14 protein-coding genes are annotated in these 12,864 nt (G+C 74.5%); 2 read left to right on the top strand and 12 right to left on the bottom strand.

Translation table 11 applies throughout. The features are described 5' to 3' along the window. The first annotated feature begins 66 nt into the window (after nucleotides 1–66). Nucleotides 67–1,245: a class I SAM-dependent methyltransferase gene (locus ACWF9Z_RS12050; RefSeq protein WP_453600615.1), complete on the top strand. Its 1,179-nt coding sequence runs from the start codon at nucleotides 67–69 to the stop codon at nucleotides 1,243–1,245. An 87-nt stretch (nucleotides 1,246–1,332) separates the two neighbouring features. Here ACWF9Z_RS12050 and ACWF9Z_RS12045 read toward each other — a convergent pair whose 3' ends face one another. The 5 genes from ACWF9Z_RS12045 to tsaB all read right to left on the bottom strand — a co-directional run bounded on the left by ACWF9Z_RS12045 (nucleotide 1,333) and on the right by tsaB (nucleotide 4,707). After that, nucleotides 1,333–1,959: a hypothetical protein gene (locus ACWF9Z_RS12045; RefSeq protein ID WP_453600612.1), complete on the bottom strand. Its 627-nt coding sequence runs from the start codon at nucleotides 1,957–1,959 to the stop codon at nucleotides 1,333–1,335. Between the two features lie 67 nt (nucleotides 1,960–2,026). Then, entirely contained in the window at nucleotides 2,027–2,308 is a 282-nt protein-coding gene (locus ACWF9Z_RS12040; protein WP_453600609.1) for a hypothetical protein, read from the bottom strand. Beyond that, entirely contained in the window at nucleotides 2,305–3,480 is a 1,176-nt protein-coding gene (tsaD, locus tag ACWF9Z_RS12035) for a tRNA (adenosine(37)-N6)-threonylcarbamoyltransferase complex transferase subunit TsaD (protein ID WP_453600607.1), read from the bottom strand. The genes ACWF9Z_RS12040 and tsaD overlap by 4 nt, the downstream gene beginning before the upstream one ends. Then, nucleotides 3,473–3,991, bottom strand: a complete 519-nt coding sequence (rimI, locus tag ACWF9Z_RS12030; protein ID WP_453600746.1) for a ribosomal protein S18-alanine N-acetyltransferase — start codon at nucleotides 3,989–3,991, stop codon at nucleotides 3,473–3,475. The genes tsaD and rimI overlap by 8 nt, the downstream gene beginning before the upstream one ends. A 38-nt stretch (nucleotides 3,992–4,029) precedes the next feature. After that, nucleotides 4,030–4,707, bottom strand: a complete 678-nt coding sequence (gene tsaB / locus ACWF9Z_RS12025; RefSeq protein ID WP_453600604.1) for a tRNA (adenosine(37)-N6)-threonylcarbamoyltransferase complex dimerization subunit type 1 TsaB — start codon at nucleotides 4,705–4,707, stop codon at nucleotides 4,030–4,032. A 177-nt stretch (nucleotides 4,708–4,884) separates the two neighbouring features. Here tsaB and ACWF9Z_RS12020 point away from each other — a divergent pair, with 177 nt between their 5' ends. Further along, on the top strand, nucleotides 4,885–5,448 hold the full coding sequence (locus tag ACWF9Z_RS12020; protein ID WP_453600602.1) for a hypothetical protein: 564 nt from the start codon (nucleotides 4,885–4,887) through the stop codon (nucleotides 5,446–5,448). A gap of 207 nt (nucleotides 5,449–5,655) precedes the next feature. Here the strand turns inward: ACWF9Z_RS12020 and ACWF9Z_RS12015 are convergent, their stop codons facing one another. The 7 genes from ACWF9Z_RS12015 to glmS form a co-directional block, all read right to left on the bottom strand. Continuing rightward, nucleotides 5,656–5,898 carry a hypothetical protein gene (locus ACWF9Z_RS12015; RefSeq protein WP_453600599.1) on the bottom strand — a complete coding sequence of 81 codons (243 nt, stop codon included), beginning with the start codon at nucleotides 5,896–5,898 and terminating at the stop codon, nucleotides 5,656–5,658. Between the two features lie 116 nt (nucleotides 5,899–6,014). Then, nucleotides 6,015–6,494, bottom strand: coding sequence for a tRNA (adenosine(37)-N6)-threonylcarbamoyltransferase complex ATPase subunit type 1 TsaE (gene tsaE, locus ACWF9Z_RS12010; RefSeq protein ID WP_453600596.1), 480 nt, complete (start codon nucleotides 6,492–6,494; stop codon nucleotides 6,015–6,017). 43 nt (nucleotides 6,495–6,537) lie between these two features. Continuing rightward, the gene (locus ACWF9Z_RS12005; protein WP_453600594.1) at nucleotides 6,538–7,743 is read right to left on the bottom strand and encodes an alpha/beta fold hydrolase; all 1,206 of its coding nucleotides are present in this window, start codon (nucleotides 7,741–7,743) and stop codon (nucleotides 6,538–6,540) included. 14 nt (nucleotides 7,744–7,757) lie between these two features. Next, a complete protein-coding gene (gene alr, locus ACWF9Z_RS12000) occupies nucleotides 7,758–8,912 on the bottom strand; it encodes an alanine racemase (protein WP_453600592.1) in 1,155 nt (384 codons plus the stop codon). Between the two features lie 189 nt (nucleotides 8,913–9,101). After that, entirely contained in the window at nucleotides 9,102–10,520 is a 1,419-nt protein-coding gene (locus tag ACWF9Z_RS11995; RefSeq protein ID WP_453600589.1) for an NAD(P)H-hydrate dehydratase, read from the bottom strand. 16 nt (nucleotides 10,521–10,536) lie between these two features. Next, entirely contained in the window at nucleotides 10,537–10,905 is a 369-nt protein-coding gene (locus ACWF9Z_RS11990) for a holo-ACP synthase (RefSeq protein ID WP_453600586.1), read from the bottom strand. 19 nt (nucleotides 10,906–10,924) lie between these two features. Then, nucleotides 10,925–12,772 carry a glutamine--fructose-6-phosphate transaminase (isomerizing) gene (gene glmS / locus ACWF9Z_RS11985; RefSeq protein WP_453600583.1) on the bottom strand — a complete coding sequence of 616 codons (1,848 nt, stop codon included), beginning with the start codon at nucleotides 12,770–12,772 and terminating at the stop codon, nucleotides 10,925–10,927. Nucleotides 12,773–12,864 lie beyond the last annotated feature (92 nt).

Genomic DNA, 12,864 nt, shown 5'->3' with positions numbered 1-12,864 from the left:
CCGGCCGACACCGCGAGGGGAACGCGACCTTCCTCCGAGTGGCCCACCGTGGCCGACAATGGACCGGTGACCCCCGAAGACTTCGCCGCGCTCCTCACCCCCGAGGGCAGCGCCCTCCTCGACTCGCTCCGGGACTACGACCCCGCCCAGGAGCTCGCCGTCGCCACCCGGCTGCGCCGCGAGCACCCCGCCCCGCTGGTGTCCGCCACCCTCGGGCAGGCCCGGCTGCGGCAGCGCGCGGTGGCGAAGTTCGGGGCCGGGGACGCCCGCCGGATGTACTTCACCCCCGGCGGCGGAGAGATGGCCACGCGTGCGTCGGTGGCCTCCTACCGCGCCGAGCGGCTCGCCGCCCTGGGCGTCCGCAGCGTCGCCGACCTGTGCTGCGGCATCGGCGGGGACGCCCTGGCCCTGGCCCGGATCGGCATCCGCGTGCTGGCGGTGGACCACGACCCGCTGACCGTCGCCGTCGCGCGCGCCAACGCCGCGGCACTGGGGCTCGCGGATCTGATCGAGGTCCGGGAGGCGGACGTCACGGAGGTCGACACCGCGGGCTACGACGCCGTCTTCATCGACCCGGCGCGCCGGGGCGGGCGCGGCCGGATCTTCGACCCGGAGTCCTACTCCCCGCCGCTGTCGTGGGCCGTGGCCACCGCCCGCGCCGCACGGTTCGCCGCCATCAAGATCGCGCCCGGGATCCCGCACGAGGCGGTCCCCGCCGAGGCCGAGGCCGAGTGGATCTCGGACCAGGGGGACGTGAAGGAGGCCGTCCTGTGGTTCGGGACCGCCCCGGGCGAGATCCGCGCGACCCTGCTGCCCGGGCCGCGCGCGCTGGCGACCGCCGACCCGCTGCCCGACCCTCAGGCCGGTCCCGTCGGCCGCTACCTCTACGAGCCCGACGGCGCCGTGATCCGGGCCCATCTCGTCGCCGAGGTCGCGGAGCAGCTGGACGGCCGGCTGATCGACCCGACCATCGCGTACATCACCGCCGACGAGCTGCGCGAGACCCCGTACGCGACCTCGTACGAGATCACCGACGTGCTGCCCTTCGGCCTGAAGAAGCTCAAGGCGCTGCTGCGCGAGCGCGGGGTGGGGATCCTGACGGTGAAGAAGCGCGGCTCCGCGATCGAGCCCGAGGAGCTGCGCAGGAAGGTGAAGCCGCAGGGCCCGAACTCCGCGACCGTGTTCCTGACCCGGGTCGCGGGCGCTCCCTCGATGCTGATCGGCTCGCCGACGACCGGGTCCTGACGCCCGGCCCTCGCGACGCGGACTCGTGACACGGGTTCGTGACACGGACTCAGGACCGGCGCTCGGGCCCGGCGCCCGGGCCCGCGCTCAGGAGGACGTGCGCCCGCCGCGGAAGGCGCGTACCGCCCACCGGTAGTGCGCGCCCGCCTTGCCGGCCCCCAGCAGCCCGGTGATCCACAGGATCATGCCGAGGCCCATCGTGTACGTGACCTCGCCGTAGGTGTCGGCTCCGGGCCGGGCCGACACCGCCGTCCCGAAGGTCACCCAGAGCCCGGTCCCGGCCAGGACGAAGGAGGACAGCAGCCAGGTCAGGCTGAGGCCCGGCGCGCGCGCCGAGGAGTCGGTGTCCGGGTCCCCGTCCAGCTCGGCCCACGCGCACAGCAGCCGGCGCATCTGCCGGTCCCGCTTGGCGCCCCAGGCGAACCAGAACCCGGCCGGGATCAGCACGCCCACGCCGAGCACCGAGAAGATGAGGCCGAAGAGGTACGAAAGCGGGTCGTGCGCCTCGAAGGCCATCAGGGCCATGCCGACGAACGACCAGCCGAGGGCGAAGACCGCCGCGACGGCCCAGAGGAGCAGCAGCCGTCCGACGCCCAGGCTGCGCCGCCCGAGCTCGTTCAGGAAGCGGGCGCGGTCGGCCCGTACGGTGCTCTCGTCGAGCCAGGCGCGCAGGTGCGCGGGAGGGGGCGGCGGGGGCAGGTCACGACGGGGCATGGGCATGACCATATCCGCCCCGCCGTGCCTGTTCCGCAGGTCCCGCCCGCGCCCCCGGCGCGGAGGATCAGCTTCCGTCGGCTCCGGACGTCTCCACCGATTCGAACCGCCAGCGGTGGACCGCCCGCGTGATCAAATCGTCGGCGGGTTCGGGCAGTTCGGGCAGCTCGGCCGCGATCCCCTCGGGGGTCTCCCACCAGGTGATCACGAGGACCCGGTCCTGCGGGGCCCGGAACACCTCGCGCCGCACCGGGTCTTGGGCGAGCACCTGCGAACGGGCCCACTCCAGGAGCTCGTTGCCCCGCCCCGGGACGGAGCGGGCCTCCCACATCAGCGCGACGGTGCTCACGAGTACAGGTTGTCCTTGCTCAGCTCGTGCACGTGGTCGTGGTCGTGGCCGTGACCATGACTGTGGCCATGACCGTGACCGTGACCGTGGTCGTGGCCGTCGTCCCCGGCGGGGCCCTCGTCCCCGGGCCGGCCCGGAACGTGCGGGTCCGTCACCGGCAGCGAGGAGTCCGCCGACAGGTCCCAGTCCGAGGGCGCCCTGTTGCGCTTGACCATCTCCGCGCCCAGCGCCGCCACCATCGCGCCGTTGTCCGTGCACAGCCCCGGCCGCGGCACCCGCAGGACGATCCCCGCGGCGTCGCAGCGCTCCTGCGCGAGCGAGCGCAGCCGGGAGTTGGCCGCGACACCGCCGCCGATCATCAGGTGGTCGACGCCCTCGTCCTTGCACGCCCGGATCGCCTTGCGCGTCAGCACGTCCACCACGGCCTCCTGGAAGGACGCGGCCACATCGCGCACCGGCACCTCCTCGCCGGCCTTGCGCTTCGCCTCGATCCAGCGGGCGACGGACGTCTTGAGCCCGGAGAAGGAGAAGTCGTACGCCGCGTCGCGCGGCCCCGTCAGCCCGCGCGGGAAGCTGATCGCCTTCGGGTCGCCCTCGCGCGCGAGGCGGTCGATGACCGGGCCGCCGGGGAAGCCCAGCTGCAGCACGCGCGCGATCTTGTCGAAGGCCTCGCCGGCCGCGTCGTCGATGGTCGCGCCGAGCGGCCGCACGTCGGAGGTGATGTCGGGGGCCAGCAGCAGCGAGGAGTGCCCGCCGGAGACCAGCAGCGCCATCGTCGGTTCGGGCAGCGGCCCGTGCTCCAGCTGGTCGACGCAGATGTGCGAGGCCAGGTGGTTCACCCCGTACAGCGGCTTGCCCAGCGCGTACGCGTACGCCTTCGCCGCCGAGACGCCCACCAGCAGCGCCCCCGCGAGGCCGGGGCCGGCGGTGACGGCGATCCCGTCGAGGTCGCGGGCGCTGACCCCGGCCTCCTTCAGGGCGCGCTCGATGGTGGGGACCATCGCCTCCAGGTGCGCCCGGGAGGCCACCTCGGGCACGACGCCGCCGAAGCGGGCGTGCTCGTCGACGCTGGAGGCGATGGCGTCGGCGAGGAGGGTGGTGCCCCGGACGACGCCGACGCCGGTCTCGTCGCAGGAGGTCTCGATGCCGAGGACGAGCGGTTCGTCAGCCATGGGTCGTCTCACCTTGCACGGGTTCGTCTACGGGTACGGAGGTTGCGGGGTCGCTGAGGCGCATCACGAGCGCGTCGACGTTGCCCGGCTGGTAGTAGCCGCGGCGGAAGCCGATCGGCTCGAAGCCGAAGCGCGCGTAGAGCTTCTGGGCCCGGGTGTTGTCGACCCGGACCTCCAGCAGCACCTCGGCGCACTCGAAGTCGGTGGCGGCGCGCAGCAGGTCGCTCAGCAGCCGGGCGCCGAGTCCGGTGCCCCACTGGTCGCGGGCGGCGGCGATGGTCTGTACGTCGCCCAGGTCGCCGGCGGCGGCCAGCCCGGCGTAGCCGACCAGGCGGCCCTCCTGGCCGGCGGAGCCGCTGTCCGGCACCGTCTGCGCCACGACGTAGTGGCGGGTGGCGCGGGGGCCGCGGGCGTGCGCGAGCTCGGACCAGAACATCCCGGCGGACCAGGCGTCCTCGGGGAACAGCTCGTGTTCCAGCTCCAGCACGGGTTCGATGTCCCACCAGCGCATCTCGCGCAGGACGACGTCCGGAGCCGACGGTCGGGCGGTCACTGCGGGGTGACCACCTTGTAGTTCTTGGGCACCTGCGCGTCGGGCCGGCGCAGGTAGAGCGGGCTCGGGGGGACGCCCGGGGCGTTCTCGAAGGCGGCCCCGGCCGCGAGCCGCTCCGCCGCCAGGGCGGCCAGCGCGCCGGCGCTCTGGTGCTCGGGGTCCCGCGCGTCGGTGAAGACCTCCGGGTAGAGCCGCGCGCCCTGGCCGACGGCCGGGAGGCCGGCGACCCGCTCGGCGATGTCGGCCGGCCGGTCCACCGCGGGCTCGCCGACCCGGGTGCGCGGGTCCGCGTACCGGGCCCAGTAGACCTCCTTGCGCCGCGCGTCGGTGGCGACGGTGAAGGGGCCCTCGATCCCGGCGGCGCCGGCCGCGTGGGCCAGGCCGTCGAGGGTGCACAGCCCGTACACGGGCACACCGAGGACGGAGGCGAAGGTGGAGGCGGTGACGAGACCGACCCGCAGCCCCGTGTAGGGGCCGGGGCCCACACCGACGACGATGCCGGTGACGGCTTCGAGCGTGACCCCCGCCTCGGCGAGGACCTTGTCCACGGAGGGCAGCAGGAGCTCCCCGTGGCGGCGGGCGTCGACCTGGTTCGACTCGGCGAGGACGGACTCGCCGTCGTGCAGGGCGACGGTGACGGCGGGCGTGGCGGTATCTACAGCGAGCAAGAGCACGCGAACAGCCTACGACTCCGGGGGCCCGGGCCCTTGCGGCCGGTCTGCGGGCACCCCGGCTGCTACCTTCGACCCAGGTGTCGGTGATCACGGCACCCCCGCGTCGGCAACCCGGCGCCGGAACGGCGTCGAGACGGCGCCGAGGCCCCCGAAGACCATGCGGAGAGGTGGAGCAAGGTGGCACGCAGCAGCTCGGGAATCGTGGCCGGGCTCACCGCCGCGGCCCTGGCGGTCATCGGCTTCCTCGGCTACCAGGCCTCCGCCAGCGCCCCCGCGCACCCGCCGAAGGCCGCCGCCCAGGTCCCGCAGGCGCCCGCCCCGGCCGACCCCGGCACCGCCAAGACGGACCCGGCCAAGCCGGTGGCCGTACCGGCCGGTTCCGGCACCGGGGTGCGCGTCGTGTACTCGGTCGGCGCGAAGCGCGTGTGGCTGGTGGGCCCGGCCGGCCAGGAGCCGAAGTCGTTCGCGGTGATGCCGAGCACGGTCCACCCGGCGCCCGGCAGCTACGCGGTCGGCTCCCGTTCGGGAACGGTGACCGGTTCGGACGGGGTGCCGATCGAGCACGTGGTCCGGTTCGCCACCACGGAGGGGATCGCGATCGGATTCAGCGCCCGCGTGGACAACACGGTGCCGGCGCCCGACGCGGCCAAGAAGACCGGCGGCATCCGCATGACGCGCGCCGACGGCGACGCGATGTGGGCCTTCGCCACCATCAGCTCGAAGGTCGTCGTCGTTCCCTGACGCTCCGGGGACCGTCCGGGACCGGCCCGCTCCGCGTCCGTTCCGGCTCGGCGTCCGCTCCGGCCCGGCGTCCGTTCCGGTCCAGGATCCGACACGCCGAATTCACCCGTACGAGGGACCGGGGACGGCCGTCGTCCCGGTCTCCGCGCTCGGGGTGAGCTCCCTCGGGGCTCGGGTGAGCTCCCTCAGGGCTCGGGGTGATCTCCCTCAGGCCGCCGCGCACTCCGGAGCGGCCCCTTCGCCCTCCTCGGGCGCTCCCCCGGCTGCCGCGGCTCCTTCAGGAGCCTGCGCCACGGCATCCGTCACCGGGTCCGGACCCTCCGCGCGGGCGCGCGAGGGCGGCGTGGACACCGCGCTGGCCGCCGCGCCCGCGGCGAGCAGCGCCCGCATGGACACGGCGGACGGACCGGGGGCCCGCGCTCCCGGTGCCACTGCTCCTGCTGCCGACATGGCTGCCTCCTGGCCGGGGCCAGCCCGTACTTAGGTACGCCTAACCAGCCCTCGGTACCATGTGACCACGCGCCCTGCCGCTCGCGCAATATCTTGCCGACGAGTTGTCGGCACGTTCACTCCGCGAGGACTCCCGCGAGGGCCCGCAGACCCGCGCCGCCGCCGTCCCGGTCGGACCAGCGCGCGCCGACCCCGAGGACCACGACCTCCCGTACGTCGTCCAGGACCTCCTCGTGCCCGACCGCCCGCCGGATCACCACGTGGAGCCGGTCGTCGGACAGCTCCTCGACCTTGCCGTCGCCCCACTCCACGACGACCACGGACTCGGGGAGCGAGACGTCGAGGTCCAGGTCCTCCATCTCGTCCAGCCCGCCGCCCAGGCGGTACGCGTCCACGTGCACGAGCGCCGGACCGCCCGTCAGCGACGGGTGGACCCGGGCGATCACGAAGGTCGGCGAGGTCACGGCCCCGCGGACGCCGAGGCCCTCGCCGAGGCCGCGGGTCAGGGTGGTCTTGCCCGCGCCGAGCTCGCCGGTCAGCAGGACGAGGTCGCCGGGGCGCAGCAGTGCGGCGATCCTGCGGCCGAGGTCCTGCATGGCATCGGGCGAGCCGATGGTGACGTGTGCCTCGGTCCCCGCTTCAGGAGCCGGTGCCTGATCCTGTGCCTGATCCTGTGCCTGGCTGCGCGATGCTTCCCGCGCTACTTCTTCCATGCTCGCCAACGTTAGCCGGTACGGACACCACGCCCGTGCGCGCCAGCAGTTCCGTGAGCAGCCGGGTCACGGTGTCCGGGTGCTCCAGCATCATCAGGTGCCCGGCGGACTCCAGGACGACCAGCTCGGCGGAGGGCAGCGCGTCCTTGATGGCCTGGCTGTGACCGGGCGGGGTGACCATGTCGTGGTCCCCGGCGATGACGGTGACGGGAATGTCCGCGAACCGCTGGAGCGCGGCCGTCTTGTCGTGCGTCTGGAAGGCCGGGTAGAACTCGGCGACCACGTCGATGGGGGTGCCCTCGATGAGCCGTTCGGCGAAGCGGGCCACGCCCGGGTCCACGTCGGGCGAGGCGAAGGAGTACATCTTGACCATGCCCGCGAACAGGTCCGCGGTGGCCCGGCGGCCCTTCTCCACCAGTTCCACCTGGGAGCCGAGCGCCTTGAGCACGCCGGGCAGCAGCCGGCGCACCGCCCCGAAGCCGACGGAGGGCAGTCCGTACGTCACGTCGCGCAGTCCGCCGCTGGAGGTGCCGACCAGGACCACCCCGGCCACGCGCTCCCGGACGAGCTCGGGGAACTGGTCCGCCAGTCCCATGACGGTCATGCCGCCCATCGAGTGACCGACCAGGATCAGCGGCCCCTCGGGGGCCGCCGCGTCGATGACGGCCCGCAGATCGCGGCCGAGCTGTTCGAAGGTCACCGGTTCGCCCTCGGCCTGGGCGAGGCCGCGCCCGCTGCGGCCGTGGCTGCGCTGGTCCCAGTACACGGCGCGGACCAGGCCCCGCAGGGCGGCGCGCTGGAAGTGCCAGGAGTCCTGCGCGAGGCAGTAGCCGTGGCAGAACACCACGGTCGCCGGGGCGGGGGCCTTGCGGCGCAGGCGGCGCCGCTTGCCCTCCTCGGGCAGCTCGTCGACCTCGTAGTAGAGCGAGGTGCCGTCATCGGCCCGCGCGGTGCCCGAAGTGCCGCGCAGGGAGCCGTAGTCCCCGGTCGCGTCGAGGGCGAGGCGCGCCCGCATGCGCATGCCGCGTCCGACGGTGATCCGTTCGACCGCGACACCGGCCGCGGCGCCCGCGGCTATCACGCCGATGGCCGCTCCGGCCCAGCCGGCCTTGCTGCGCCAGTTCTCGCTCACGCCGCCGTCCTCACTCAGCCGTTGCCGCTGCGCGCGTTGCGGTACACCCGGGGGACCCGGGCCCCGATACGGGTGACGATCTCATACGCGATGGTCTGCGCCGCTCGAGCCCAGTCCTCGGCGGAGGGCTCGCCGCGTTCGGCGTCCCCGAAGATGACGGCCTCGTCGCCGGGGAGGACCCGGTCCTCGGGGCCGATGTCCAGGACGAACTGGTCCATGGCGACGCGTCCGGCGACGTACCGGGTCCGGCCGGCGAGGAGCACCGGGCCGCTGCCGGAGGCGTGCCGCGGGACCCCGTCGGCGTAGCCGGCCGGGATCAGCGCGAGTCGGGTCTCCCGCTCGGTCACGTAGTGGTGCCCGTAGCTGACGCCGTGCCCGGCGGGTACGTCCTTGACCAGGGCCACGGAGGCCTTCAGGGCCATGGCGGGGCGCAGCCCGAGCTGGGCGGGGGTGCCGAGCTCGGGGGCGGGTGACACGCCGTAGACCGCGAGTCCGCAGCGGACGAGGTCGAAGTGGCTCTCCGGGAGGGTGAGGGTCGCGGGCGAGTTGGCGATGTGCCGTACCTCGGGCTCGAGGCCCTCCTTCTCGGCGTACGCGAGCATGTCGCGGAAGGAGGCCAGTTGCGGCTCGATCGAGGGGTGGCCGGGTTCGTCGGCGCAGGCGAAGTGCGACCAGAGCCCGGTGACGTGGACGGTCCCCTCGGCCTGGGCGGCGACGGCCGCGCCGACGAGCTCCGCCCAGTCGGCGGGCTGGCAGCCGCCCCGGCCCAGCCCGGTGTCGGCCTTGAGCTGGATGCGGGCGGTCCGCCCGGCGGCGCGCGCCGCCTCGCGTACCTCGTCCAGGGCCCACAGCGCGCTGACGGACACGTCCACGTCGGCCTCGACGGCCTCCCGCCACGGCCCGCCGGGGGTCCACAGCCAGCACAGGATCCGGCCGCCGATCCCGGCGGCGCGCAGCGCGAGCGCCTCGTCGGGCGTGGCGGTCCCGAGCCAGGTGGCACCGGCTTCCCGGGCGGCTTCGGCGCAGGCCACGGCTCCGTGCCCGTAGGCATTCGCCTTGACGACGGCCATCAGCTCCGACCGGGGCGCCCGCTCGCGCAGTGCGCGCACGTTCTCCCGTACGGCGTCAAGATCGATCTCGGCGTACACGCGCGTGGCTGTCTCGTTCATCCCCCCCAGTCTCGCAGAACCCCCACCCGCCGCTGGTGAGACCACTCCCGGACCCGCGCCACCGCTTCGGGGCTCCGCCCGTCGCCGCCGGGCCGCCGGGCCACACCGGGCCGCCACCGCCGGGCCGCCGAGCCGCCACGCCGCCGCGCCGCGAGCCGCCCCGGCGCCGCGCCCCCGGCGCCGCGCGCCTCAGCCGCGCGGCGAGCCGCCGACGTCCCGCCAGACCGCGGGCAGCGCCTGCGCCACCCCGTGCGCCAAGGCCGGCGCCCCCGCGGACGCCCGCCGCCCCGCCAGGCCGTGCAGGTACGCGGCCACCGCCGCCGCGTCCCACGCGGACAGCCCCGACGCCAGCAGCGAGCCGCCCAGCCCCGACAGCACGTCCCCGCTCCCGGCGGTCGCCAGCCACGCCGTGCCCGTCGGGTTGACCCGCACCGTCCCGCCCGACGGCGGGGACACCACCGTCGTCGAACCCTTCAGCAGCACCGTCGCCCCGTACCGCGCCGCCAGCCGCCGCGCCGCCTGGAGCCGTCCCGCCTCCACGGCCTCGCGCGCGACCCCCAGCAGCGCCGCCGCCTCCCCCGCGTGCGGGGTCAGCAGGGTCTGCGCCGTCCGCGCGCGCAGGACCTCGGGGTCCAGCCCGCGCAGCCCGTCCGCGTCCACCAGCACCGGTACCGGCTGGGAGAGCGGCTTCGACAGGACCTCCGGACCGCCCTCGTCCCCCAGCCCCGGACCGAGCACCCACGCCTGGACCCGGCCGGGCCCGATCAGCGTCTCCGGGTAGCGGGCCAGCACCGCTTCCGCGACGGCCTCCGGTCCCACGTACCGCACCGCTCCCGCGCCGCCCCGCAGGGCGCCCGCCACCGCGAGCACCGCCGCACCCGGGTAGCGCGCCGACCCGGCGACGATCCCGACCACGCCCCGCCGGTACTTGTCGCTGGCCTCCGTCGGCTCCGGCAGCAGCCGCGCCACGTCCGCGTGCTGCAAGGCCTCCGCGTCCGGCGGCCCGGGGAACTCCAGCCCGATGTCCACCAGGTGCACCACGCCGGCCCGCGAGGCCCCCGGGGCGATGAGCAGTCCCGGCTTGTACGCCCCGAAGGTGACGGTGACGTCGGCCCGTACGGCCGCTCCCGCCACCTCCCCGGTGTCCGCGTCCACCCCGCTCGGCAGGTCCACCGCGACCACCGCCGCGCCCGCCGGGATCCCCTGCGCGAGCGCCGCCGCGGCCGGCCGCAGCCCGCCCCGGCCGCCGATCCCGACGAGCCCGTCCACGACGAGGTCCGCCCGCGGGGGCACCTGCGGGTCGAGGCGTCCGCCGGCGGCCAGCAGCGCGGCCAGCCCGCCCGGGTGCACCCGGGCGGGATCCACGGCCACCGCCGTCACACCGGCCCCGCGCCGGGCCAGGCGCGCGCCCGCGTACAGCGCGTCGCCGCCGTTGTCCCCGGAGCCGACCAGCAGCACGACCCGCGCCCCGTAGACCCGGGGCAGCAACCGGGCGCAGACGGCGGCCAGTCCGGCCGCCGCCCGCTGCATCAGGGCGCCTTCGGGCAGCCTCGCCATCAGCTCCCGCTCGGCGGCCCGTACGGTCTCCACGCTGTAAGCAGTTCGCATGGAACCACCCTGCCCGCTATCCCTCGGCGATCACCACCGCGGAGGCGACACCGGCGTCGTGGCTGAGCGAGAGGTGCCAGGAGCGGACGCCGAGTTCCGCCGCCCGCGCCTGGACCGTCCCGGACACCCGCAGCCGCGGCTGCCCGCTCTCCTCCACGTACACCTCGGCGTCGGTCCACAGCAGTCCGCCGGGCGCACCGAGCGCCTTGGCGAGTGCCTCCTTGGCGGCGAAGCGGGCCGCGAGCGAGGCGGTACCGCGCCGCTCGCCGCTCGGCAGGGTCAGCTCGGCCTCGACGAAGAGCCGCTTCGCCAGTCCGGGCGTACGCTCCAGCGCGCCGCCGAACCGCTCGATCTCGGCGACGTCGATCCCCACACCAACAATCACAACGACCGGTCCTCTTCGCTCACTCCACGGTCACCGACTTGGCGAGATTACGCGGCTGGTCCACCTCGTTGCCCCGGGCCGTCGCCAGCTCGCACGCGAAGACCTGCAGCGGCACGGTCGCCACCAGCGGCTGGAGCAGCGTCGGGGTGGCCGGGATGCGGATCAGGTGGTCGGCGTAGGGGACCACCGCCTCGTCCCCCTCCTCGGCGATCACGATGGTCCGGGCCCCGCGCGCCCTGATCTCCTGGATGTTCGAAACGATCTTGTCGTGCAGCACCGAGCGCCCGCGCGGCGACGGGACGACGACGACCACCGGCAGGTCCTTCTCGATCAGCGCGATCGGCCCGTGCTTGAGCTCGCCCGCCGCGAAGCCCTCGGCGTGCATGTACGCCAGCTCCTTGAGCTTGAGCGCGCCCTCCAGCGCCACCGGGTAGCCGACGTGCCGCCCCAGGAACAGCACGGTGTCCTTGTCGGCCAGGGAGCGCGCGAGCGCCCGTACCGGCTCCATCGTGCCCAGTACGGTGTCCACCGCCGCGGCGATGTCCGACAGCTCCCGGATGACCGCGCGGATCTCGTCGCCCCACTTCGTGCCCCGGACCTGGCCGAGGTACAGGGCGACCAGGTAGCAGGCCACCAGCTGCGTCAGGAACGCCTTGGTCGAGGCGACGGCCACTTCCGGGCCGGCATGGGTGTAGAGCACGGCGTCCGATTCGCGCGGGATCGTCGACCCGTTCGTGTTGCAGACGGCCAGCACCTTGGCCCCCTGCTCGCGCGCGTGCCGCAGCGCCATGAGGGTGTCCATGGTCTCGCCGGACTGCGAGATCGCGATCACCAGCGTCCGCTGGTCCAGGATCGGGTCGCGGTAGCGGAACTCGCTGGCCAGCTCCGTCTCGCACGGGATGCGGGTCCAGTGCTCGATGGCCAGCTTCGCGATCATGCCCGCGTGGTACGCCGTGCCGCAGGCCACGATCACGACCTTGTCGACCTCGCGCAGCACCGAGTCGGGAATGCGCACCTCGTCGAGGGTCAGCCGGCCGCTCGCGTCGATCCGGCCCAGGAGGGTGTCGGCGACGGCCTTCGGCTGCTCGGCGATCTCCTTGAGCATGAAGTAGTCGTAGCCCCCCTTCTCGGCCGCCGAGGCGTCCCAGTCCACGTGGTAGGCCCGCACGGTCGCGGCCGAACCGTCGAAGTTGGTCACCGAGACGCCGTCGCGGCGGAGCTCGACCACCTGGTCCTGCCCCAGTTCGATCGCGGCCCGCGTGTGGGCGATGAACGCGGCCACGTCGGAGGCGAGGAAGTTCTCGCCTTCTCCGACGCCCACCACCAGCGGCGAGTTGCGGCGCGCGCCGACCACCACGTCCGGGTCGTCGGCGTGGATCGCGACCAGCGTGAAGGCGCCCTCCAGCAGCCGGCACACCTGCCGCATCGCCTCCGCGAGGTCACCGGTGGAGGAGAACCGCTCCGCCAGCAGGTGCGCCACGACCTCGGTGTCCGTCTCGGACTCCAGCCGGTGCCCGCGCTCGGTGAGCTCGGCGCGCAGCGCGGCGAAGTTCTCGATGATCCCGTTGTGGACGACGGCCACGCGCCCCGTGTTGTCGAGGTGCGGGTGGGCGTTGACGTCGGTGGGCCCGCCATGGGTGGCCCACCGGGTGTGTCCGAGTCCCGTGGACCCGGCCGGCATCGGGTGCCCGACCAGTTCCTTCTCCAGGTTGACCAGCTTGCCGGCCTTCTTGACGGCGGCGAGTTCTCCGTCGGCGAGCACGGCGACACCCGCCGAGTCGTAGCCGCGGTACTCCAGCCGCTTGAGTCCGGCAATGACCACATCGAGCGCCGACTGCGCTCCCACGTAACCCACGATTCCGCACATAAGCCGCAGGGTACGCCGTAGTTGGCTCCCTGCCCGGTACCTGAACAAGACGAAAACCCCGCCCCGGCGAAATCGCCGGGGCGGGGTCGACG

It is taken from the genome of Streptomyces sp. NPDC054961 (genome assembly GCF_053609145.1).
This window is presented reverse-complemented; position numbering and strand designations above follow the sequence as displayed.